The organism is Marinobacter sp. RI1 (assembly GCF_041155085.1).
Classification (GTDB): domain Bacteria; phylum Pseudomonadota; class Gammaproteobacteria; order Pseudomonadales; family Oleiphilaceae; genus Marinobacter; species Marinobacter nauticus.
On record NZ_AP031605.1, the window covers coordinates 3,258,722 to 3,282,213 of the forward strand.

The 23,492-nt window shown below is 57.1% G+C and carries 23 protein-coding genes; 4 read left to right on the forward strand and 19 right to left on the reverse strand.

Annotation, left to right across the window (positions count from 1 at the left end; translation table 11 throughout):
- Position 1: 1 nt before the first annotated feature.
- Complete coding sequence (locus ACAM27_RS14700; RefSeq protein WP_369612197.1) at positions 2-1,690, forward strand: AMP-binding protein; 1,689 nt, start codon at positions 2-4, stop codon at positions 1,688-1,690.
- A 60-nt stretch (positions 1,691-1,750) separates the two neighbouring features.
- Here the strand turns inward: ACAM27_RS14700 and ACAM27_RS14705 are convergent, their stop codons facing one another.
- Entirely contained in the window at positions 1,751-3,016 is a 1,266-nt protein-coding gene (locus ACAM27_RS14705; RefSeq protein WP_369612198.1) for an MFS transporter, read from the reverse strand.
- 155 nt (positions 3,017-3,171) lie between these two features.
- On the opposite strand from ACAM27_RS14705, the gene ACAM27_RS14710 reads away from it, so the two are divergent.
- Positions 3,172-3,834: an HAD family hydrolase gene (locus ACAM27_RS14710; protein WP_369612199.1), complete on the forward strand. Its 663-nt coding sequence runs from the start codon at positions 3,172-3,174 to the stop codon at positions 3,832-3,834.
- A 75-nt stretch (positions 3,835-3,909) separates the two neighbouring features.
- Here ACAM27_RS14710 and ACAM27_RS14715 read toward each other — a convergent pair whose 3' ends face one another.
- The 10 genes from ACAM27_RS14715 to ACAM27_RS14760 all read right to left on the reverse strand — a co-directional run bounded on the left by ACAM27_RS14715 (position 3,910) and on the right by ACAM27_RS14760 (position 16,473).
- Positions 3,910-4,815 (reverse strand): EamA family transporter, encoded by a 906-nt coding sequence (locus ACAM27_RS14715; protein ID WP_278801434.1) that lies wholly within the window; start codon positions 4,813-4,815, stop codon positions 3,910-3,912.
- A 19-nt stretch (positions 4,816-4,834) separates the two neighbouring features.
- Complete coding sequence (locus ACAM27_RS14720; protein WP_369612200.1) at positions 4,835-6,565, reverse strand: putative 2-aminoethylphosphonate ABC transporter permease subunit; 1,731 nt, start codon at positions 6,563-6,565, stop codon at positions 4,835-4,837.
- Positions 6,566-6,614: 49 nt separating this feature from the next.
- The gene (locus tag ACAM27_RS14725; RefSeq protein WP_014420920.1) at positions 6,615-7,685 is read right to left on the reverse strand and encodes a putative 2-aminoethylphosphonate ABC transporter ATP-binding protein; all 1,071 of its coding nucleotides are present in this window, start codon (positions 7,683-7,685) and stop codon (positions 6,615-6,617) included.
- An 89-nt stretch (positions 7,686-7,774) separates the two neighbouring features.
- Entirely contained in the window at positions 7,775-8,779 is a 1,005-nt protein-coding gene (locus ACAM27_RS14730) for a putative 2-aminoethylphosphonate ABC transporter substrate-binding protein (RefSeq protein ID WP_228703063.1), read from the reverse strand.
- A gap of 135 nt (positions 8,780-8,914) precedes the next feature.
- A complete protein-coding gene (gene phnX, locus ACAM27_RS14735; protein WP_014420918.1) occupies positions 8,915-9,742 on the reverse strand; it encodes a phosphonoacetaldehyde hydrolase in 828 nt (275 codons plus the stop codon).
- A gap of 31 nt (positions 9,743-9,773) precedes the next feature.
- The gene (locus ACAM27_RS14740) at positions 9,774-10,925 is read right to left on the reverse strand and encodes a 2-aminoethylphosphonate--pyruvate transaminase (protein WP_014420917.1); all 1,152 of its coding nucleotides are present in this window, start codon (positions 10,923-10,925) and stop codon (positions 9,774-9,776) included.
- Positions 10,926-10,942: 17 nt separating this feature from the next.
- Positions 10,943-12,175 carry an NAD(P)/FAD-dependent oxidoreductase gene (locus ACAM27_RS14745; RefSeq protein ID WP_369612201.1) on the reverse strand — a complete coding sequence of 411 codons (1,233 nt, stop codon included), beginning with the start codon at positions 12,173-12,175 and terminating at the stop codon, positions 10,943-10,945.
- 98 nt (positions 12,176-12,273) lie between these two features.
- A complete protein-coding gene (locus tag ACAM27_RS14750; protein WP_141067544.1) occupies positions 12,274-13,002 on the reverse strand; it encodes a UTRA domain-containing protein in 729 nt (242 codons plus the stop codon).
- Between the two features lie 176 nt (positions 13,003-13,178).
- Positions 13,179-15,608: a metallophosphoesterase gene (locus tag ACAM27_RS14755; protein ID WP_369612202.1), complete on the reverse strand. Its 2,430-nt coding sequence runs from the start codon at positions 15,606-15,608 to the stop codon at positions 13,179-13,181.
- 229 nt (positions 15,609-15,837) lie between these two features.
- Positions 15,838-16,473 (reverse strand): glutathione S-transferase family protein, encoded by a 636-nt coding sequence (locus tag ACAM27_RS14760; RefSeq protein WP_014420913.1) that lies wholly within the window; start codon positions 16,471-16,473, stop codon positions 15,838-15,840.
- A 146-nt stretch (positions 16,474-16,619) separates the two neighbouring features.
- Between ACAM27_RS14760 and ACAM27_RS14765 the strand changes: the two genes are divergently transcribed.
- The gene (locus ACAM27_RS14765) at positions 16,620-17,576 is read left to right on the forward strand and encodes a helix-turn-helix transcriptional regulator (protein WP_369612203.1); all 957 of its coding nucleotides are present in this window, start codon (positions 16,620-16,622) and stop codon (positions 17,574-17,576) included.
- Positions 17,577-17,650: 74 nt separating this feature from the next.
- Positions 17,651-18,133 (forward strand): VOC family protein, encoded by a 483-nt coding sequence (locus tag ACAM27_RS14770; protein WP_369612204.1) that lies wholly within the window; start codon positions 17,651-17,653, stop codon positions 18,131-18,133.
- Positions 18,134-18,205: 72 nt separating this feature from the next.
- On the opposite strand, the gene ACAM27_RS14775 is transcribed toward ACAM27_RS14770, so the two are convergent.
- From ACAM27_RS14775 to ACAM27_RS14810, 8 genes are all read right to left on the reverse strand, one after another.
- Entirely contained in the window at positions 18,206-18,502 is a 297-nt protein-coding gene (locus ACAM27_RS14775; protein WP_014420910.1) for an antibiotic biosynthesis monooxygenase, read from the reverse strand.
- Between the two features lie 103 nt (positions 18,503-18,605).
- On the reverse strand, positions 18,606-19,103 hold the full coding sequence (locus ACAM27_RS14780; protein WP_023010739.1) for a PH domain-containing protein: 498 nt from the start codon (positions 19,101-19,103) through the stop codon (positions 18,606-18,608).
- A gap of 194 nt (positions 19,104-19,297) precedes the next feature.
- Positions 19,298-19,717 carry a GFA family protein gene (locus tag ACAM27_RS14785; protein WP_081698837.1) on the reverse strand — a complete coding sequence of 140 codons (420 nt, stop codon included), beginning with the start codon at positions 19,715-19,717 and terminating at the stop codon, positions 19,298-19,300.
- A 3-nt stretch (positions 19,718-19,720) separates the two neighbouring features.
- On the reverse strand, positions 19,721-20,068 hold the full coding sequence (locus ACAM27_RS14790; protein WP_222448274.1) for a hypothetical protein: 348 nt from the start codon (positions 20,066-20,068) through the stop codon (positions 19,721-19,723).
- A gap of 99 nt (positions 20,069-20,167) precedes the next feature.
- Positions 20,168-20,836 (reverse strand): class I SAM-dependent methyltransferase, encoded by a 669-nt coding sequence (locus tag ACAM27_RS14795; RefSeq protein WP_369612205.1) that lies wholly within the window; start codon positions 20,834-20,836, stop codon positions 20,168-20,170.
- A gap of 41 nt (positions 20,837-20,877) precedes the next feature.
- Positions 20,878-21,786, reverse strand: coding sequence for an alpha/beta fold hydrolase (locus ACAM27_RS14800; protein WP_369612206.1), 909 nt, complete (start codon positions 21,784-21,786; stop codon positions 20,878-20,880).
- Positions 21,787-21,855: 69 nt separating this feature from the next.
- A complete protein-coding gene (locus ACAM27_RS14805; RefSeq protein ID WP_369612207.1) occupies positions 21,856-22,452 on the reverse strand; it encodes a glutathione S-transferase family protein in 597 nt (198 codons plus the stop codon).
- A gap of 409 nt (positions 22,453-22,861) precedes the next feature.
- Positions 22,862-23,491 (reverse strand): LysE family translocator, encoded by a 630-nt coding sequence (locus ACAM27_RS14810; protein ID WP_369612208.1) that lies wholly within the window; start codon positions 23,489-23,491, stop codon positions 22,862-22,864.
- Between the last annotated feature and the right edge of the window lies 1 nt (position 23,492).

The window sequence follows — 23,492 nt, forward strand, 5'->3', positions numbered from 1 at the left end:
CATGAGCAAGACTCTCCCAAGTTACACCAGTGGTATCGCAGAAAAGCCACTGCTGGGCATGACCATCGGCGATATGCTGGACCGCACCGCCCAACAGTTTCCCGACAACGAGGCTCTGGTGTGCCTGCACCAGGACATTCGCTGGACTTACAAAGAGTTCGTCGACAAGGTGAACGAGGCGGCCCGGGCGTTCATGGCCATCGGCGTCAATCGTGGCGACCGCGTGGGCATCTGGTCACCCAACCGTTACGAATGGACCGTTACCCAGTTTGCGACTGCGAAAGTAGGCGCCATTCTGGTAAACATCAACCCGGCCTACGGTGTGCACGAGCTGAAGTACGCCATGAATCTGGCCGGCATCAGCGTTCTGGTTACCGCCGACAGCTTCAAAACCTCCAACTACCGGGAAATGATCTACGAGCTGGCCCCGGAACTGAAGCGCAGCGCACCCGGCAAACTCAAAGCTGACAACGTCCCCGATCTTCGGGCGGTCATTAACGTACACCCGGATAACCACGAGGGTATGTGGACCTGGCAGGATTTCCTCGGCTTTGCCGGCGACGTATCAGAGGCAGACCTTGCCAAGCGTCAGGATGAGCTGCAGTTCGACGACCCCATCAATATCCAGTTCACCTCCGGTACCACCGGCAACCCGAAAGGCGCCACGCTCACCCACCACAACATTCTGAACAACGGCTATTTTGTTGGTGAAAGCCAGCGCCTGACCGAGAACGACCGGCTGGTGATTCCAGTGCCGCTCTACCATTGCTTCGGCATGGTGATGGGCAACCTGGGCTGCATCACCCATGGCACCGCCATGATCTACCCGAGCGAAGGCTTTGACCCGAAAACCGTACTCCAGGCCGTCCACCAGGAAAAAGCCACGGCCTTGTACGGTGTGCCCACCATGTTCATCGCCGAACTGGCCGACCCGGAGTTCGACAGCTACGACCTTTCCACCCTGCGCACCGGCATCATGGCAGGTTCCATCTGCCCCGCCGAAGTAATGAAGAAGGTCAACGGCAAAATGCACATGAAGGAAGTGCAGATTGCCTACGGCATGACGGAAACCAGCCCGGTTTCCACCCAGACCAGTTCCCTCGACCCGTTCGAGAAGCAGGTCACCACCGTGGGCCGCACCCAGCCGCACCTGGAAACCAAGATTGTCGACCCGGGCACCGGTAACGTCATGCCCCGCGGTGAGATTGGCGAACTGTGTACCCGCGGCTACAGCGTAATGCTGAAGTACTGGAACAACGAGGAAAAGACCCGCGAAGCCATCGACGATGCCGGCTGGATGCACACCGGCGACCTGGCGACCATGGACGAGGATGGTTACATCCAGATCGTGGGCCGCATCAAGGACATGGTGATCCGCGGTGGTGAAAACATCTACCCGAAAGAGATCGAAGAGTTCCTCTACACTCACCCGTCCATTGAAGAGGTGCAGGTAACCGGTATTCCGGACGAGAAGTACGGTGAAGAGCTGATTGCCTGGGTGAAACTGCGGCCCGATGCAGACCCGGTAACCGCAGAGGACCTGCAGGCCTTCTGCAAGGGCAAGATCGCCCACTTCAAGATTCCCAAAAACTACAAGTTTGTGGATGCATTCCCGATGACCGTGACCGGCAAGATCCAGAAGTTCAAGATGCGGGAAATCTCGATTGAGGAAATGGGACTGAAGCAATAATCGAATACCGCCCAACCCCAGGAAACCCGGCCAAGGCCGGGTTTCTGCTATCTGTGAAACCTAATGCTTGCTCATACGCTTGTACCGGTAGGGCTCACCCTCTTCATTCTGAAGTTGATAATCGTAGGCGGCCTGGAGCCCGGTTTCGTCTTCCGTCTCCTCCTCCGGTTCCTGCTCCAGATAGCGCGGGTATAGAGGTGAAAACATGGCCACGACAATACCAATGGCGCAGAAGAACCCAAACGCATCGGCATAGCCCACCTGCCCCACCAGCATACCGACCACAGGCGAGCCCGCTGCCTGTCCCAGAGACACCGCCATGAATGGCAGCACCGGCCCCATGGACAGCCGCCCCGGCAACAAACGAATCCCTGTCATCAGGTACAGCCCGGTCAGACTCATATAGGCCAGCCCGAACACCAAGGCTGAAAACGCTGCCAGCGGCAGGTTGTCTGGACTGGCAGCCAACACAGCCAGGCTCGCCGCAAGCATCATCAACATCAATGCCTGGGTGATCGGCGGGTTATTGCGGTCTGCCAGATCGGCAACCACGGCACCACCCAGGCCAGCAACCCCAACGCCCAGCCACAGCCAGGCGGTGGAATCGGAACTCATTTCACCCAGGTTCACCACCAGGTCGGGCGCGAAAATCCAGTAGGCCGCCGAGACAAACCCCATCATGAAGCCAAAGATCGAGAGCCGTAACAGGCGCCACCACTGCAAAGCCGTGATCGCCGGCGGTGGCGCTGCGTTAGATGGCATCACCCGTGAAACCGAAGGCAGGAAAAACCAGGTGGCAAACACCCCGATCAGGGCAAGAATGGCAAAAGACGCGTAGGTATAGCGCCAGGCCCCGGCCAGAAAAAGAACCGTGGGCACCGCGACCATCACACCCACGCTGGTACCAGCATTCATTACCGAGCTGACCCGGCCATGCATCGAGCGCCGCACCAGTGCCTGCATGGCCGCTGTCAGTGCAGGCATCATCAGGCCCGTGCAGATACCACAGGCAAATACACCCAGCCCCAGTGACAGGGCACCGGCCGATTGACTGATCAAAGCCAGTCCGACTACCCCAAAAACGCCGGAGGCCATCGCCGTATTCCGGGCGCCGAGACGGTCGGCACACCAGGGCGCCACCACCGACGCCAGTGCAAAACTGATCAGAGGGAGTGCACCGATGATACCGATCACATGGGGCGACAAAGACAGATCCGCACGAATGGGCGGAACAAACAGACCGAAGGCGAAGCGCGCAAGACCGAAGCTGATCGCAATCAACCCCGCGCCCAGGAGCGCGAACGCTGCGCTGGAGGGAAACTTCATATCGGTCTGCCCTGCTCGCTGTCCATAGCGGTCAGCGTAGACAGCAAAACCGCCAGCATCAAGCCGGCCGCCGGAATCCCACCGCTCAGCCCGTCGTCGTCACACAACCGTAACACGCCTGAAGCACAATCTGGTGTATACCAAAGGAGTTAACAATGCTTGCCATATTTGATCTCGACGAGACCCTGATTCAGGGGGACAGCTCTCAATTGTTCACCGAGTTCCTTCGGGCACAAGAGATCGAGCGCACTGACGATGCCCTCGACAAAGACCGGGATTTCATGTCGGACTACCAGCAAGGCCGACTGAACCTTCAGGCGTATATGGAATTCAGCCTGGCACCGCTACAGGGCTGGCACCGGGAACAACTCAACACCCTCGTCAGCCGGTTTATTGATCGTGTCATTGCGTCACGGGTGTTACCGACCGGCCGCGAGCGTGTTGCGTGGCATAAGGCCCAGGGGCACCGGGTGTTGATCATATCGGCCACCGGCGAACATCTGGTCAAACCCATTGCTCAGCATCTGGGCATTGAGGAAGGCATCGGCGTGGAAGTGGAATGGCGCGACGGAAGCCTGACAGGACAGATCGGGCCAAGGCGCCCCTTCCAGGAAGGAAAGGTGGCCGCCCTGCGCGAATGGCTGGGGAGGGACCAGGTAACACCGGAAAAGACCTGGTTCTATTCCGACTCCCATAACGATCTGCCGCTATTGGAACGAGTTGATTTCCCTGTTGCGGTCAACCCGGACCCGAGGCTGAGACAACACGCCCAGAAACACGGCTGGCAGATCCTGACAGATTCTGCGGCCCTGCCATGATGCTACGACACCTGGCTATGGCCCGGGCATGTCTTGCGGCGCCGGCGATCGGGCCGCCCGCCGCCCCTTCCCCGGTTATCCCAAAACCACAAGCAGCAAGCCGGCCAGGATGGTCAGGACCCCCACGACCTTCGGCCCATGCAAGGCCTCGCCCAGGAAATACCAGCCCAGGGCTACGCCCATGGGAATACTGATTTGCCGGAACGCGACAACGTAACTCACGTCGTCCGCATAGGCCATAGCCCAAACCACCAACGCGTAGGTGCCCAGAATCAGGATGCCAGCCGCCATGGTGCTGCGCCAATTTGCGGCCAGCTCCCTCAACAGTCGTCGCTCTTCGGATTGTAACCACAGACCAAGACTGAGCCAGCACAGCGCCGACCAGGCCTGGAGAATCACGAACACGAGTGCCACCTCGGCGTCCTGCGCCAGTCCCGCCAATAGCGCCCGCATCCGCTCGGTGGCCAGATCATCAACCATGGAGTAACCGGCCGTGCTGGCTGCGGCCAACAGCGCAAACAACGTGGCCAGGTTACGGTAGTTCGCCAGCGTGAAGTCGCGGAATCTCTGCATTGGCAGAACAATACAGCCAGCCACAATCAGACTGATCCCTATAACCGCAGCAGTGGTGATTGCCTCCGCGGTGCCAAGGAACAACGTTCCCACTAACAGGATGATCAGCGGCGAAGAACGGGCCAGCGGGTAAACCACCGACAATTCCCCGTGTCGGTATGCTGCCGCCAGACTGCTCAGGTAGGTAGCCTGAAAGAAACCGGTCGCGACCACCAGCCACCAGATCCCTGCGTCCAGTTCCGGCAACATCCGGTGGTAATACAGTAAGACTGGCAATGTCAGAAAGGCGCCCCAGAAGGTGCTATACCAGAAGAAAGCACCAGTGGGACTGACTTTTTTGCCAAACAGGTTCCAGCCCGCATGGGCCAGCGCCGACACCAGTACAATAACAATCGCGGTTGGTGTCATAGGATCACTGCCGGGCCGTTCATTCGGTGCCCTGGCGCCAGGCCCGCGTGGACCGATCCACCCAGAAGCGCAGGCCACCCTGAATGAGCTTCGCGGCAGCACAAGTGGTGGTTATCAGGATCGCCATGGCGGCGGCGGGCGCAATGTCTCCCGCCTCATCCATGTTCAGTACCGCGACAGAGGCGAGTTGTGAATCATGACCGTATAGAAAGACCACCGCAGACACCGTGGTCATGGCGTTAACGAAAAGGTAGAGCGCAACGTCAAGAATCGCCGGCAGACACAAGGGCAAGGTCACGGTAAACAGGACCCGCCAGCGAGACGCTTTCAGGGACTCGCCCACCGCTTCGAACTCCTGATCAAGCTGTTTTAACGCCGTTACCGCCGTCAGGTGGGACACCGCGTAGAAATGGCTCACGGTACACAGAATCAGAATAAACAGCGTGCCGTAGATCCCGTTGATCGGGTTATCCGGATGATTAAAGAAGAAAATATACGACAACCCAAGCACCAGGCCTGGCACCGCCAGCGGCAACAGCGACAGGAACTGAAATACACCGGTCAGCAGCCTCGGCTGGGGTGTGCGCTCCATCAGCCAGGCATTGAAGAAAACCAGCAGTGTCCCGATCACCATGGTGCCCAGGGCCATCTGCAGGCTATTGGTGTAGGCGCCCCAGCCGCCCCCGTCCATACGGCCGAACTGATAGTTGTTCAGGCTCAGTTCCAGATTGTACGGCCAGAAAGTCACGAACGAGGCGTAGACAGCCATACCGATAATGGTCAGGATGAACAGAACCGTCGGCGCCAGCATAACAGCACCGATGACATCCCTCCTGTGGTCCCGGCGCGGCCGGTAAGGTACCGAACGCGCGGTAAAGCTTGCCGATTGCTTGCGCTGCACATAGCGGTCGGCCAGAAAGGCCAGCATGGCGGGCAGCAAAAGCAGCACGCTGACGACGGCCCCCATTTCAAATTTCTGTTGCCCGATCACCTGTTTGTAGATGTCGGTGGCCAACACGTCGAATTGCCCGCCAATCACCTTGGGCACCCCGAAGTCAGTGATCACCAGAGTGAAAACCACAAACGCGGCGCTGACCAGTCCATAACGGGCACCTGGCACCGTCACGGTCCAGAAGGTGCGCCAGGGGCTCGCCTTCAACGCGGTCGCGGCCTCATAGTGCCGCCCATCGGCATTGTCCATTGCCGTCAGCAGAATCATCAGTGCATGGGGAAACGTCCAGAAACAGGACCCCATGATAATACCGATGGGGCCGTAGATTTCGGCACCGAACAACCAGCTTTTCAGGACACCCTGATTCCCGAACAGATACACCAGGCTGATTGCCGGCAGCAGAGAGGGCGCCAGTATCGGCAGCACCAGAACCCCGCGGATCCAGCCGGTCATCGGCAGGCGAGTTCGTGTTAACGCCCAGGCCGCCATAAAGGCCAGACCGACCACCACCAGGGTGCTCAGTCCTGCAACCCAGAGGGAGTTGAAAAAGGCCGATTCGATGCCGCCGGAACTCAGATAATGAGCAAAGTTGTCGAGCCCGACAAAGTCACCGGCCTTGTTCTCCACACTCTTGGACAACAGGGTATAGAGCGGCGCCAGAACCAGAAGGCTCAAAACCGCACAGCCGAGCACCAGCAGCAACGCAAACAGCCAGCGCCCGGTGACACGCTGCCGGAGTTCCGACAAGGCCCCTGCCCTGCGTGAGGGCGAGGTTAGAGGTACAGAGGAATCCATCATGAAGGTCTTACCAGGGTGAAACGAGGGCATCAGGTTTTCGCGACCTCTTTCAGGCTGCGAAGCAATGCAAGGCATCAGACGGCAGGTTGAGACAGACTGCACCGCCCACCCGCAATTCCAGTTGTCTGGCAGAGCGCGGGTCTACGTCCACCACCAGGTCCAATTCCACGCCATGCAGCCGGACGTGGGTGCGAATAAAGGCCCCCAGGTAATCCATCGCCTGGACCTGGCCTTCCCACTCACCGTCGCCCTGCGGCAGGAGATGAACATCCTCAGGCCGAATCGCCAGACGAATGCCGTCCGGCGTGGCCGGTAGCGGCCTGACCAGATCCAGCTCCCGATTGCCGAGGCGAACACGCTGCCCGTTCACCGGAGCGCTGTCGAAAAAGTTCATTGCCCCGATAAACGACGCCACAAACGCCGAAGCAGGCTGTTGGTAGATGTCCAGGGGTGTTCCCACCTGTTCAATCACCCCGTTATTCATAACCACCACTCGGTCTGCCATGGCCAGGGCTTCTTCCTGATCGTGGGTTACCATGATGGTGGTAACGCCCAGTTGCTTCTGCAGGCTGCGAATCTCGCTGCGAAGGTGGTGGCGAACTTTCGCATCCAGAGCTGAGAGTGGCTCATCGAGAAGCAGCAGGCCCGGGGATGGCGCCAAGGCTCGGGCAAGCGCCACCCGTTGCTGCTGGCCACCGGAAAGCTGCGCGGGATACTTGCGGGCGTGATCCTCCAGCCCGACCACGGCCAGAAGCTCGTCTACCCGATCACGAACCCGGGCCTTGGGCATACCGATGCTACGCAGTCCGTACGCCACATTGTCGGTTACCGTCATGTTCGGGAACAGCGCGTAGGACTGGAACACAATGCCGAAGTCACGATCCCGGGGCGGCTTTTGCGAGATATCAACATCGCCCTGTCGGAGCGTGCCGCAGCTCTGCTGTTCAAGCCCGGCAATAATGCGAAGCAGGGTCGTCTTGCCACATCCGGACGGCCCCAGAAAACACACCAGTTCACCGGGCTCAATGGTGAGATTGATATCCTTCAACGCACAAAACTCGCCGAAGAACTTGTTTACGCCCCGGACTTCCAGACGACTTCCCTGGGTATGCTGAATCATGGTACCCCCTGCTTCTCCAATATCTGCCCGGGCACACCAGAACGGGTGCCCGGTCGCACAGGCCGGGGCTGCGCCCGGCTCCGAGCGGATTACTTGGCTTCGGATTTGCCGTCGTAACGACGCGCCCACTCGGTCAGAATGGCTTCGCGATTACTGGCGGCCCAACCGAAATCGTTGTCGATAATCAGCGCTTCCGCGTTGGCGGGAAAATGTTCCACCGGCTGTGCCACACCTGGCATCGCTACAATGGCGTAGCCTTCGTTGTACATCTCCATGGCCTGGCGGGTGATTGACCAGTCGACCAGAGTCTGGGCGGCTTCCAGTTTGTCGGTGCCGTCAACAATGGCGGTCGCTTCAACTTCCCAGCCCAGCCCTTCTTCCGGGAACACCAATTCAAGAGGCGCGCCCTTCTCTTTCAGACGCGCACCACGGAAAGCGAAAGACACACCAATCGAGGTCTCACCCGAAGCAGCCATTTTGCAAGGCTTGGAGCCGGAGTGCGTATAGCGACTGATGTTCTGATGCAGGCCGTCCATGAACTCCCAGCCTTTGTCTTCGCCCATCAACTGGAGCCAGGCTGAAACGTCCAGAAAACCGGTTCCGGAAGAGTTCGGGTTCGGCATCACAACATGGCCCCGATACACCGGCTTGGTCAGATCCTGCCAACTGGTGGGCATGGGCAAATTGTTCTTCTCAGCCTCGATGGTGTTGACGCATACCGCCGCCATCCAGGCATCCATGCCCACCCATGAGGGAGTCTCATCGCGGTCACGGAACTTCGGCGACAGTTTTTCCAGCCCTTCCGGTGCATAAGGCGTCAGCATGCCCTCGTTCTTCAGCAACAGCAGGCTGGTTCCCGCCAGCCCCCAAACGACATCTGCCTGCGGGTTTTCTTTCTCGGCCAGCAGTCGCGCGGTGATGACACCGGTGGAGTCGCGAACCCAGTTGATCTTTATGTCCGGGTGGTCTTCATTGAATCGGGCGGCATACTTCTTGAGATCTTCCGCCTCAACCGCGGTGTACACGGTCAGTTCGGTCTGGGCGTTGGCGTTAACGGCCGCCATCAGGGCGGTCAGGGCCAGGGCTTTTTTCAGGTGTTTCACGCTACTCTCCTTTTACGGCATCAGTTCGGTTAGGCTTTCTGGTCTATACCAGATTCGCTAACCACCACCTTAGGGACATTTGATTGCAAAGACGTGACAGATCAATGACGTTTCCTTGTCGGTCCCTCAGGGGCGCTCTCCCGCTGCCAGACGCCTCTCGATATCGCGGATAACGCCCGGCAGGTCCTGTATCGAATCGATGACATAGTGGGCTGCCGATCTCGCCATCACCTGGCGACCACGGGCCAGCAACGCTTCGCGATCGTTCTCCGGAAGGGCGTAAAACTGAGCTTCACTCAATCCGACTGAATTACCGGAGGCCACTACGGCCACCGTCCACATACCCGCATTCAGACCTTCCTCAATACCCGTCCCTGTGTCGTCCACTTTGACGCAGGCCTGAACTGCGCCAATGCCCAGTTCGAGTGCGTTTTTCAGGCTCATGTGGGGTGCCGGCCTACCGGCCGGCACTTCTGTCGCCACAACCACGCTTTCCGGCATAAACCCCTGATCCGCGAGCCCCGGCAGCATAACGTTCACCATGTCTCGGCTATATCCGGTGTTCACCCCCAACCTGATGCCTTTTTCACGAAGCAGATCCTGAAGCGCCAGAGCACCCGGAATCAGTGTTGCCCGTTCGGCAATCGCCGCGGTCTGAAGGGGCAGAAATGCCTCATAGAGGCGATCGACATCAGCGGCCTCCGGCGCCTTACCATGAGCCTCCAGCCATTGGCTCCGAATGCGGGGCATCGCCAGCAAACAACGGATATGCTCACGCTTTTCGGTCCCCATGGGCTCCCGGGCTTCGGTTTCGGAGACATCAATGCCCTCGTTCCGGAACAGCTGGAGAAAGGCCTGAATCGGTGCCAGTGAACCGAAATCCACGCAGGTTCCGGCAAGGTCCATAATCACCGCTTGCAGAGGACCGGTGTAACGACGGGTGTAGCTGTGCATAGCGCTTCTTCCTTTTTCGATCAGAGTGAGATCATTGGTTTTCGAGATTGTCTGGCGCAGCAGCCGGAGGAGGTACCGGCACCGGCATTCCCAGCGACTGACAGGCGTCGGCAATCGCCGCCACCACTGCATCAATCTGCGGATCATGAAGCTGGCCAATACAGCCAAGCCGGAAGCTCTCCGCGACCGTCAGCTTGCCGGGATAGATCAGGAAACCTCGGGCCTTGATGGCCTCGTAAAAACGGGGAAAATCGAAATCCGGGCTGTCTGGAGACAGGAAAGTCGTAATGATTGGAGACAGCCATTCATCGGCCAGCAGAGTCTGGAATCCTAGCTCGCGAAGGCCCGCCACCAGTCGGTCGCGGTTTCGGCTGTAACGGGCAAGACGACCGGCCACACCGCCCTCGGCCTCGTGTTCTCGCAGGGCCTGCAAAAAGGCGGCGACCACATGGGTCGGCGGCGTATAGCGCCACTGCCCCGTTCTTTCCATGTACCGCCATTGGTCGTGCAGATCCAGCGACAGGCTGTGGCACTGCCCTTCGGACTCAGACAGCAGGGTCTTGTCCACTATGGCAAAACCGAAGCCCGGCACACCTTCAAAGCACTTGTTGGCGGACGAAATCAGCGCCGCACAGGGTAACTCCGCCACGTTGACCGGCAACGCGCCAAACGCGCTCATGCTGTCGATAATCAGGCGCTTGCCAGCCTTTTCACAAACCTCGGCGATTTCAGGAATCGGGTTGAGAATGCCCGAACTGGTTTCGCAGTGAACGACCACCACCTGATCAATCTCCGGGTACTGTCGAAGTGTCCGTGCCACCTCGTCACCCCGCGGCGGATGGTAATCTCCTTTGTCGATGGCCAGACATCGACGGCCCAAGCGATCAAGAATTTTGCTGATTCGCTGTCCATAGGCTCCGTTCATCAGTACCAGCGTGGTGCTGTTCCGGGGAACCAGCGTGCCCAACGTGGCTTCCACCGCAAAGGTACCGCTACCCTGCATGGGAACGCACACATGACTATCCTGGCCACCGGCCACACGCAGCAGACGCGCACACACCTCTGCGGTGAGCTCATTAAAGTCGTTATCCCAGGAGCCCCAGTCGTGCAACATGGCCTGCTTCACAGACAGACTGGTGGTCAGCGGACCGGGGGTCAGTAAATACGGATCGTTCGGGGTCATTGGAGTCTCCAACGGAATTAGCCAGTGCGTTTGCGGGCTCGTGCCGCAGCACAGCGGTGGATAAAATCAGGATCAAAGGGATCAATGGCGCCAAACCGGTCCAGGCGAAACGGCTCGGAAGTGACGAAGGTCGGCTGGCCGGCTATCAGTTCGCTGATGAATCGACCAATGCCTCCCGACATACCAATGCCGGCACCGGAACAGCCGGTTGCAGCGATAAAACCCTGAATGCCAGGCATGGGGCCCAGCAGGTAGAAGCCGTCCGGGGTATAGCTGGAAACGTTGCTGACGTAGTGGGCCAACCGGAGTTCGTCCAGCAGGGGAAGCTGAGACCGCAGTGACGCGTACCCGTCCTCAAGGGCGTGCTCACCCGCTGGATCGGTATCGAAGCGGAAGCCCTGCAGACTCTCGGGCAGGGCCGCCGGGTCTGCAACCACGTCCTGAGCCTCCCGAAGACCGAACAGCAAACCGCCCACGTCTGGCCGCGCATAAGCGCCACTGTCGGGCAATATCGTCATCGGGCCATGGGCAGGAATACGAGCGTCAGGTGCGGATATCCAGTAATGACTGCGCACCGGCGCCATGCCAAGGTGAACACCCACTTGCCTGGCCAAAGCCGTACTCCAGGGGCCGGCGGCATCAACCACCAGGCCGGCCGAGAGCACTTCACCATGCCCTAGGCGAACACCCGTTACCCGGCCACCCTGCATAAGCAGGTCGCTGACACTTTGCTTCAGACGGAACCGAACACCACGGCGGCGCCCCTCAGCGGCATAAGCCATGCACAACGAATAAGGATCAATATAGCCATCGTCCGGCAACCAGAGGGCGGCAGTATCGGGTGTCAAATCAAGCCACGGAGCCAGTTGCATGGCATCTTGCACGGCAATCGCTTTTGCAGTCACGCCGGCCTCTTTTGCTCGCCGGGCCGTCTCTTCGAGCTGGCGCAGCCCGTCTGGTCGCGCAGACACCTGCAGACTGCCAACGCTTCTGAGCGGTAAGGGCTCACCGCTGCTCTGCCCCATTTCCTCGATGGCGCGAAAGGTTTCCATGGCCAAAGCCGTCAAGGCCGAATGCGGACGGATACGGGTAAGAAGCGCAGCCGCGTAGCTGGTGGTCTGCTCTCCCAGGCCGTGTCGCTCAACCACAGTGACGCTGAGGCCGGGTAAACGACTGAGATATCGGGCAATCGCGCATCCGAGGATGCCGCCTCCAATAATGACGACATCCGGATGATGGGGTGTGGGCATGGTAGCTCCTCGCTCATCTGGTATAGACCAGTTTGCCGAGGAACTGTGACGGTTTTATGAAGACCCGATGACAGTCCGGAGACGATATGCCGGAGTGGTCAGCTCACTTCAACCTGAATACTCAAGGCATCGTGCAGCCAGAACTCTTCATCGAACTCGATAAAGCCTCCCTGACCGTCCTGACTGCAACGGGTGACATAGAGCCCTGCGGTACCAGCCGTTACACCGATGGCACTCGCCTGAGGATCCACCAACGCCGTGGGATACATTTCAATTCGCTTACCCTTCAGTTCCACGCCGTATTGCTCCCGGAGAAGTTTCCAGAGCGAGCGGTTGAAATCGTATGTCTCAATGCCCGGCAAGCGGGTCGCATTCAGGTAAATGTTCTCAACCAGCACTGGCCGGCCATCAATCTGACGGCGCCGACGAAGCCAGATCACCGGATCGCCGACAGCCAGGCCGGTTTTTGTGGCAAGCCAGGCATTGGCCTCGGTCGCGGTGACATCCAGGGTTTCGGTTTCGGGCACTCGCCCCTGAGCGGTAACGTTGTCTGAGAAACTGTAATCGTGCGTTGGCTTGTAGATCAGCCGGGGCGGAGAAACAAACCAGCCACGGCGATTGGAGCGGTAGATCTTTCCTTCTGCTTCCAGTTGCGCGAGCGCGAGACGGGTGGTGACGCGGGTAGTGCCGAATTGTTCGGCCAGGATTCGCTCGGAAGGTAATCGGGTATTCGGGGTCAGCACTCCCTTGTCGATCTGCCCCGCTAACTGATCTCGCACCCTCAGATAAAGCGGCAGGGTACCCTCCGCAAACGCTTGCTGCTGCATACTCCGCTCCTGTCACCCACAAAACCTGCCACGCTAAGCCGGCACTGTGACGACAGTATGACAGAGCACGGGCGAAGGGCGTAAGTTCCTGAACCCGGTACGTTAAAACAAGAAACCCCAGGCCACATCGGCGGCCCGGGGTTTCGGTCTATTGCTTTTCAATGAGCAGAGATCGCTCAGTACAGCAAACTCAGCGACACGTTATCAAAGTAAACGTCGTTGTCGTTGCCGGCCTTGCGCTCACCGCCAATGTGCACCACCACGCTGCGGACACCGGCCGGTAAAAAGCCCTCTATTGACTGGGTTTCCCAGCTCTTGATGGAGGTACTGGTACGCTCCGGCGACTGGTTCCACGCCACCGGCTGATCGTTCGCATCGCGCAACTCAATCCTCAATTCCGGTATATCATCCGCCGACCAGGTGGTCATTTGCGCCGAGAGATCCAGATACACCTTACCGGCGTCGATATCCTGCCCGTAGGACGAAATATCCACCTGCTGGAACGCCGAATCCGTGCAGCAGTCGCCAGGCAACCCCTGGCCGAACCCTCGGCCCGCGAAATAGTAGTCGCCCTCGGCCGCACCAAAGCCCCCGTTGTTGTTGGCCGTGATGGCACTGACCAGTCCGCTCGACAGCGTCCAGGCCGACAGGTCTCCGGCTTCTGCATCACCATTGGTCAGCAGGTTCGGGGTGCGGGTGCCGGCCAGGCTGAAACTGTAGCCCTCACTCCAGGACGACCAGTTCATCTGCGAGTCTCTCACCCGGGCCCGCCAGTAATAGGTGGTGCCGGGTTTCAGCCCCAGAGTGGGCCTTGGCTGTCCGCCGTAGGCATCGTAGGAGGAAACGTGCGTATTCTGAGAGGCAAACCGTTTGTTCCAGCGGTAGTAGTCATCCCCCCCCGGACGGACGGTCTTCAGGCTTAACAGCTCCGACAGATTCAGGCGGAAGATATCGGCGCCCTGCTGGGTATCAATGGCTTCATAGCCCTGATATTCATCACCGCCCACCTGAGTGGCTTCATCATAGAACAGATTGTGGCGCCGGGTTTCGTTACCCCATACGTCAAACACGACCCCCTCGAACTGCTCATTCTCGGAGATCTGCCATTGCACTTCGTGCACCTGCTCAGGCGCACCCACGTTCACCGCCAGCTGAATATCCGTGGCCGGCAACTCACCCGTTCCCGCGGTTGCCTGCGGCAGGTTGTCATTGCGTTTACTGGCGAAGGTTACCTCATCCACCACCTCAAATTCGGTATCACCGTCATACCCGCCTTTTTTCCGCTGCAACGTCACCGAGGCGTCCGCTCCAAAACGGTACGTCAGCACGCTGTAACCAAACTCGCTACGGCTGACCTCAAAGGTATCGTAGTCGCTGATCTGATTGTTCTGATGATCGGCGTTGTCGAGTGGTTCAATGTAGCCTGAGGCACTGGCTGCGTTGAGCCACAGGTGCGGCGTGTTTAACGACTGCCCGCGGGAATAGGAATGAGTGTGCCCGAAGAAATGGCCGGTGACCGCACCGGTGCGGTCGCTGTATTTTTCCAGCTCAGACACAATTTCGCAGGAACCAATGCTTTCCCCCACATTCCACATCTCAGACAGGCAGCCGTGATGGAACATGCCCATCACGAAGGTCTTCTGCTGGATTTCGGCATCAAGCAGCGTTTCCCGCAGCCATTGGCGCTGAACCGCCAAGGTCTCGCGATTGAAACTGCCGTGGGCGCCCGAGATCGGGTAGCTGTCCAGCCCAATCAACCGAAGGTCCAGATAATCGATGAAATACCAGTGATCCTCATAGCCCACCGATCCGTTTTCCGGTGGCGACATGTAAGTTCGATACAGCTCCAGCTCCGCATTCGAGTAGTAGTCATGGTTACCCGGAACCGTAATCAGTGGCACGTAGGGTGTGATATCTGCCATTCGCCCGAACAGCTGGTCCCGCCAGTTGGAACGGTTGCCGCCGGTTTGTACCACGTCCCCGGAGATAGTGATGGCAGCAATGTTCTCGGCACAGGTCTCGGGCTGAGTACCGTTGCATTCCTCGGTCATGAAACCATCTGTCACCACGTTGTTCAGCACCACCTCGTAGATCTCCCGATCCAGCTGGGTGTCACTGATCGCAATGAACCGCGCCTGATCAACATCGTCGCTCGCATCTGGCCAGGTTTTGAAGGCAAAGGCCTGCGTCACCCGCCCCACTCCGCCTGCGTCGTTCGTCAGCACGTAGTATTCGTACAAACGATTTGACTCGAGCCCCGACATGACCGCCCGATACACCAGGCCATCCTCGGAGTGAACGCCAGCGTCAATCTTCTGAAACTCGTCCGAACTGCCGAAAGGACGCACCCACACCTGCGGCTGCGTGTTCTCGGTCTCAAACATCACCGTCATGGTATCGCTACCCGGTGCCTGCAAATACGGCCTGACAATAAATTCGGGGGGCTGCTCTGCCGAAGGCGCCGGCACCACCACAGGGTCTGGGTTGCCCGGCTGCTCAGTGCCAGGGGCCGGAGCTGCGTCAGAACTCGAACTGGAATCGTTACAACCTGTCAGCAGCAGGGCCGAGGCACCGGCTGCCAGCAGCATGCGGTAGGGGGAAGACATGAAACTCTCCTTTATTGGTATATACCAGTTTTGGTACCTACCAAAATAGAGGGAGAAAGTGTCAGTCCTGTGATTATTGTGTTGCGGTCACCTTAAAGATTCATGACAACTGGTACATACCAGATGCCCCCTTGCGAACGACTCCGGTGATGCCTGTAACCGTGCCGGGCCGTCTCAAGCAGGCCTGCCCGGCACGGTTGTCATGCCCCGTATCTCAGAGCCGGCAAAATCAGACCACTGCGGCTTTGAGCTGCTCTGCCAGTTCATCGTCCAGTGCGTTGGCACGTCTGGCCGCTGGCCGGCTTTCCAGTCTGTCGGTGTACTCCCGGAACACATCGAGCCTGGGGATGTTTTCCTGCATCATTTCCCACCAAAGGTAACTACTCACCAGCACATCTGCAGCCGTGAACTGATCACCGCAGATATAGGGAGTTTTTGCCAGCGCTTGTTCCAGTACCTTAATACTGTCGTTGACTGGCCCACATCCTACAGCCTGCTCGTTGCTGCTATCGATCCGCCAATCATAAGCGATGGCGCTGCTCGCCATTTCAAAAGGCCCCGCCATAAAAAACAGCCAGCGGTAATACCCGCCACGCTCCGGTGCGTGGAGCCCGGGAGCCAGATTCTTTTCCGGGAACCGATCGGCCAGCCAGGCACAGATCGCGGCGACTTCAGTCACCACCACGTCGCCATGCTTGATAGCGGGCACCTTGCCCATCGGGTTAATGGCCAGGTATTCCGGCCCTTTCATATCCCCGCCAAACTCCAGTGTTTTCACCGTATAATCGGCACCCACTTCCTCCAGCATCCATCGAACCACGCGCCCGCGGGACATGGGATGGGTATAAAGCGTCAGATCTGACATATTGATCTCCTTTTCCTGCCAGTTGTTTTCATGATTGTGTGTACTGCAGCGCCAGCTTATGCGGCAATTAGGCAAGAATCCGTCCTAAATAAATGAAATAATTCGTGGCATCATCTGACGGCTGATTCAGCTCCCCGGAGGCGCCCATGTCTGGCCCAACCACCCGTGTATTGACTGTTCTGGAACTACTTCAGGCTCATGGCCAGTTGGGCGGAGGGGAGTTAGCGCAACGGCTGGGCGTAAACCGGCGCACGGTTCGGCGCTACATCCGGATACTGGAGGATCTGGGTATCCCTGTGATGACAGAACAGGGACGCTACGGTGGGTACAGACTGGTGGCGGGCTTCAAACTACCGCCGATGATGTTCACCAACGAGGAAACGCTGGCGATCTCGCTGGGCCTGCTTTCCGCGAAGCAACTTGGATTGACCGATGCAGCGCCCGCTATTGCCAGTGTTCAGGCCAAACTTGAGCGGGTAATGCCCGACAAGCTAAAAGGTCGGGCTCGGGCCATCAGCGAGACAGCCAGAGTAATCCTGCCGCGCAAAGAGCCCAATTTGGATGAACATGCACTGGACACACTGGCCACTGCCACAGAAACCGCTCGTTCAGTCCATTTCATATACCACGCTCCACAACACCCCGAAATGGAGCGGAACATCGACCCCTACGGCCTGGTTTTCAGACAGGGGCGCTGGTATGTCACGGGATTTTGCCATCTCCGGTCGGCCATGCGCTCATTCCGACTGGACCGAATCAGCGAGGTTCAGCTGCTCGCAGACCGCTTCACACGGCCTGCAGATTTTGATGCCGCAGAATTCCTGCACCAGAGCTTCATGGCCTGGAACAATACCCACGCGGTATCCCTGACCTTTCATACCGATCCTGCAACGCTAGCCTCATTATTTGATCCTGGCGAATACTGCCGTGATGGCATTCAGCAAACTGCCGATGGGCTTTTGATGGAAACCCACGTCGACAGCTTCGAGTGGTTCGCCAGCTGGCTCGCCCAGCTGACCTTTACTTTCACCATACATTCCCCTGCTGAGCTCAAACACGCGGTAAAGGCGCACGCCACTCGCCTTCTGGATAGTTGCCAATAGCCGTTGTCGATTTCGACCATTCCCAACCGACTAGACTCATAGACACAAACCAAACGTCCAGGAGGGTTATTGCCATGACACATCCGAGAAATACCATTTGCCTCTGGTTCAACGGCCAGGCTGAGGAGGCCGCTCAGTTTTATACCAGCATCTTCCCCGATTCCTCAGTCGGCAGGATATTGCACGCACCCGGTGATTATCCCGCCGGATCCAGGGGCGACATCTTAACGGTTGAATTTACGGTGCTTGGCGTTCCCTGTCTTGGGCTCAACGGCGGCCCCGCCTTCCAGCATAACGAGGCCTTCTCTTTCCAGATTGCGACTTGGGATCAGGAAGAAACAGATCGCTATTGGCATGCCATAGTCGATAACGGGGGCGAGGAAAGTGCGTGCGGATGGTGCAAAGACAAGTGGGGACTTTCGTGGCAGATAACCCCCGTGGCCCTTACCGAGGCGATCAATAACCCGGACCCCAGTGTTGCCAAGCGTGCCTTCGACGCCATGATGACCATGGGAAAAATCGATATTGCTGCTATCGAGGCAGCGGTTGCCCCCTGAGAGCCACACCTGGAGCAATTGATGGGAGCAAGAAACGCCACTGGCTGGTCGATTGACGCTTTGCAGCCAGAGCTAACGGGTAAAGTCTTCGACTTCCTCATAGTGCGTCACTGAAACGCGCTCCCCCAGTGCCCGCATGCCCACCATCTGCGCAGGGTTTTCCCCGCTCCAGAATGCTTTCCAGCTTTCCACGGAATCCCATTTCGCGACGGTGAGCACCTCGGTTTTGTCCTCAGGACTGCGGAGCATAAAGCTACCCAGGGCTCCGGGCACGGTTTCATGGATATGGTTGGTGGTGCGAACCCAAACCTTCTTGAAGTCCGCGAAGTTCTCTTCCTTAACTTTCCAACGATAAACAACCCGAATCATACTGCCTCCTGCAGTTCCCTGGAAATCCCGAGGAGCTTTTGGTCATTCAGGAGTCCTGAGCGGCCACTGCACAACCTTTTTAAACCCGTCCACGTGGATTTTACTAGACGTCATATCCCATGCTCTCGATCTTATCGAGCAGCAATCCATGGCCGTTTAGATAGATTGAGATTCTAATCGTCCTCCCATGGCGAAAACGAAGAACGTACCAATGCAGATGCTTGTTAAAGCTTATGCTTCTTAACTCACTCCACGTAAACCGCCGTTTACCCTGCCAAAGGCTTTGAAACGTCAAAGACTCATCATCAAAGCAACCTCTGGTCCAGATCACCTCGGCCCATCCATAAATCGCGAAGGCCCCAAACATCTCCAACATCAGGATGATGGGGATATCCTGACCGCCATGGTCAACAAAAAACAACAACCAGAGCATTCCTGCCGCAATCAGCGTAGACGCCAAGCTGGTCAATATAAGGAACCAACCGAAGAAAAGCTTACCGCCGGTCTCAGCAGTTGATGATCTCTTTGCCGCATTGCTGACGATATAGTAGGTCAGAAAACTACCCACCACGCTGATTACAATCTTAGCCAAGACTTCCATGTTTGCTTTGAATCCAAATAGTTACAGGCGGGAGAACCCTGAGAACACCTTCAGCGGCTCAATGCCCCCCGAACCTGGAGATGGAATTACCAATTACCTACCCCGCTGTTGCCAAGCCTGCCTTCGACACCATGATGACCATGGGAAAAATCGATGTTGCTGCTATCAAAAAGTTCAGTGGAGGCTAGAACGGGCTACAACATACTATCAAGCGTTTCCAAGCTTTCAGGCCCGCCGGCCAATCGCACACACCGAGCCGATTCTTCTTCCCAGGATGCAGCAGACTCTGTGTGAAGATGAACAGATATCTTCGACGTAAGAGTCTCTCCCAACAAACCAGCAGGAATCCAGACCATCCCGCTGTCCCTCAGACTATTAGGAACCGGACTACCACAGACCGAACAAAAATCGCTTCTGAACCCACTGGGCTTCTTGTAACTGCGTATACCACTCTCACCGGAAACCCAACGAAAGGCATGCTCATTTACAAAAGTTGCGGCATTCGCCGCCGCTCCAGTGGCTTTTCGGCAGAGCGAACAGTGGCACTGATAGAGGTTTCGGATTTCCTCTGTGATTTCAAACTTTACACTTCCACAGAGACATTCGCCTTTCATAGATCATTCCTTTCGCCAGCTACCCCGTTCCCGGACTAATACCTCATCCCGGTTACGTATAACTTCAAGCAATCCATCCTGATGCACGTAGTACGTGGTATTTCCATTCTCAAACTTATACCCGAGAAAACGGCAGGGAGTATCGCCGTCGGCACAGAGTGTGTGCCAGGAACTCCCTTCCAGCATGATGCTATTTCCTGTTGCCTTGCTTGTACCGTGATAGGTCATTTGGTTGCACGAAACCTCGCCTTCAGCGCAGCGAGATTCTATATTGACGATGAACCTCTCTGTTGCCAGCTCCGCCGCCGAGGCAGAAAACGAAAAAAAAGCGATGACAATGAGCTTTTTCATATGCGGCTTAACCCGTTGATTACGAGGGGCCTCTACCAGTTCTGAACTCACAGCATAGTCTTCAGTTATTCATAAAATTGCGGTGTTGCTCTTCTTTTTTTATTCCACTACGACCAGAAGAGACAAAGGCAGCTCCGTGGATGGGTGACGAGGCTCGGTTAGTTCTATGATGGAGTAACCGCAGTCCCGGAACAACGCTACCCAGGAGCCGAGCGTGCGAAAATACCAGGGCATGGATTGCCATGTTCCTTGGAAATCCCGAAAATCCTCATTGCGCCAACCGTCGAGATAGGGGCCGCTCACCAACCAGGGATGCACCGTCTGCATGACCATTCTTCCCCGAGGAGCAAGCAACGGCCGGAGAGCCCGCAATAACCCGGCCACGTCTTCATGGAGGATCGCGAAGTTCACAGACACCACATCAAAGTCGTGGCCTATCTTCCGGGCATCGTCGACAAGCTCAGAATAGGTACAGACGTGGAATCGTCCTCCCCCAAGGGACCGGGCCGCTTCAATCAACCCGGGGGAGCCGTCCACCCCGACGCAATCAACACCATGACTGGCGAGCGCCCGTACCAGCCAACCTTCTCCGCACCCCAAGTCAAGCACCCGCCTCGGATGTTGGGCGAGCACGGCGTTGACCATGGCCTGGTCAGTCACCAGGCGGCGACTCTCGATATCGCCATCGCGGACCGCCGAGGTCCAGAGTTCGGCATTCGTTATCCAGCTTTGCGCCAACTCGGATGGTTTATTGGAGCTGCTGCTCATTCAGAATTCCCGCGTGCCACCAAGCATGCCCTGCCCGGCAGTTAAATGGGTTTACTGCCCTTTTCCTCGATCGAATCAATGGCCTGTTTCAAAAGCTCATTGAACGCCTCAGGCCTTTCCAACATCGGGAAATGGCCAGCATCCTCAATGTACATAAGCTGGTAATCATCAATGTGTTTTCTATTCTCTTCCACCGCTGTCGGCCATAACCTGGCGTTTATCGAGATGACGGGCACCCTGACTTCATCAAACGCAGTGGCCGCTTCGCCAGTGACATATCGCCCGAGATAGTTTCGGAAAGCGTTCAAGGCAATGGCCTTTGGCGCAGAAGACATATCTTCTTTCACCCAGGAAACCAATGGCTCATCGGCACCTTCAGGAAACATAGGTGCGACAAAATCCTTTACCGCCGTCGTAAAGTCAGCCTCAAAGGGCTGAGCCATTTCATCAACGACACTTTGGGGAATTCGCTCCGCAACGTTCTGTAAGGTATCAACCCCTATCACACCAACAACTCTGGCCGGCATCAATCTGGCTGCTTCGGCAATCACCGCACCGCCCATCGAATGCCCTACAAGAATGGCACGTTCAATGCGCTCTTGATCAACAATGGCCTTCACATCGTGAGCGAAAGCCACCATCGAATAATCAGAGCGGCCAACCGATGAGTGCCCATGGCCCGCCAGATCAACCGTAATCACCTGATAATCGCCGGCAAACGCCGGTATTTGTTGCTGCCAGTAGCGTCCATCACAACTCCAGCCGTGGATAAACACCAGAGCCGTTTTTCCACTCCCGACCACGTCATAAGCGATTCGTTCTGAGTCAGAAGACAGGGCAACCTTGTGCCTGACAGGTATCTGGTGAGAGGCACAGCCTGTCAGCAGGAGGAAAGACAACAAAACCAACACTATCGATTTATGCATAAACAATCCCTTTAGTTCATACAAGGCTGTTGTTAAGCGCCCGACGCGGGCATCCGGTTCACTGGATTGGAAAGCTCAGAAAAGCCAATGGCCTCAGACCATCGGCTTGAAATCTGGCAACGAAGCCACACGCTTCAGCCATGCCAGAATCGCCGGATAGTCTGCCAATTCAAAGCCGCCCTCGTGAGCTACGTGGGTGTAGGCATAAAGCGAGATGTCTGCCGTGGTCGCATGCTCCCCTGTGAGATAAGGCGTTTTCTGAAGCTGCTGCTCCATCACTCGCAACGCTTTGTGGCCGCCGGCTTGCTTCGACGCATATTCCTCTGCTCTGTCATCAGGCAGCCCAAGGTACTTATTGATGAAGCGGGCTACCGCGATATAGGGCTCATGGCTGTATTGTTCGAAAAACTGCCACTGCAGAATGCGCGCTTGAGCCAGCCCACCCTCGGGGTAGAGCGTCGACCCGCCTGCCAGGAAGTTGATAATGGCGTTGGACTCGGAAAGCGTCTCGCCCCCATCGAGCTCCAGCAGAGGTATTTTGCCATTGGGGTTCTTTCGCAAGAACTCGTCGGACCTGGTGTCGCCAGCCAGAATATCGACCTCAATCCACTCGTGGTCGATGTTCAGGAGGTTACACACCAGCTGAACTTTGTAGCAGTTGCCGGATTTGGCATCACCGTAAATTTTCATCTGCTCTCCTTACCGCGCCCCACAGGAGCACCCGATGTATGCTCCAGTCCGGAACGAACTACAATAACTTGTTAAGTGATTCCAGGCTGTCAGGCCCGCCATCCAGTAGCTTTGCGGCATAACGAGCAGTGGCATTGATAGAAGTTTCGAATCTCCTCCTCAATTGCGAACTTCACGTTTCCGCAGAGACACTCACCTTTCATCAATCGCTCCTTTGGCACTTTAGGCTGGGCTCATTCGGCAGCCGATTGACCCCAGAGGAATCTCAGGATATTTCAGCCATGGCGGCAGCATCTCAAACTCCATTGCACTGCTCCTTTGTTCCCGAAAAACTCCGCATATCGCCCGGGCTTTGAGACATACCGCAGAGCCAGCGAAGGTGCGTCCGACAATAGCCATTTATTGGCGTCTACACGGCTGGACGCTTGGCTAGCAACGCCCACACACCAGCTGACGAAAGCAGAGCTCCACCAGCAAAATTAAACCTACGCTGCGCTTTGGTCGATACAAGCAGCCGGCGAGCAGACGATGCGAAAACCGTATAGAGCGTGGCATTGATTGTCGCCAAAGCTACAAAGGTGACTGCAAGCAACCACAATTGGAGTACCCCGTTTTCGCCCGGCGTAATGAATTGCGGTAAAAAGGCCATGAAGAAAACAATCCCCTTTGGATTGAGCGCAGTTACCAGATACGTGTTGGTGAACAACTTCAAGTGCGAGGCGTCAGACGTGGGCTCCGCCATTGCAGTGGGTGAAAATCCTGCCCTGAACAATTTGATACCAAGATAGAGCAGGTACATACCACCTGCTACTTTTACGGCTGTGAACCAAAAAGCAGATACAGCAAGCAACGCCCCTAAACCCACGAGCGAAGCAAACAGCGCGGTGGAGTCACCAAGTGCAACGGCCGCTACCAGAGGAACATTGGCTCGACGACCATGGGTTACTGAATAGCTGATGACGGCCAGAATCGTCGGGCCAGGAATCACCAATAGAACAACCGATGCGACGACAAACGCCATCCATGATTCGATCGCCATG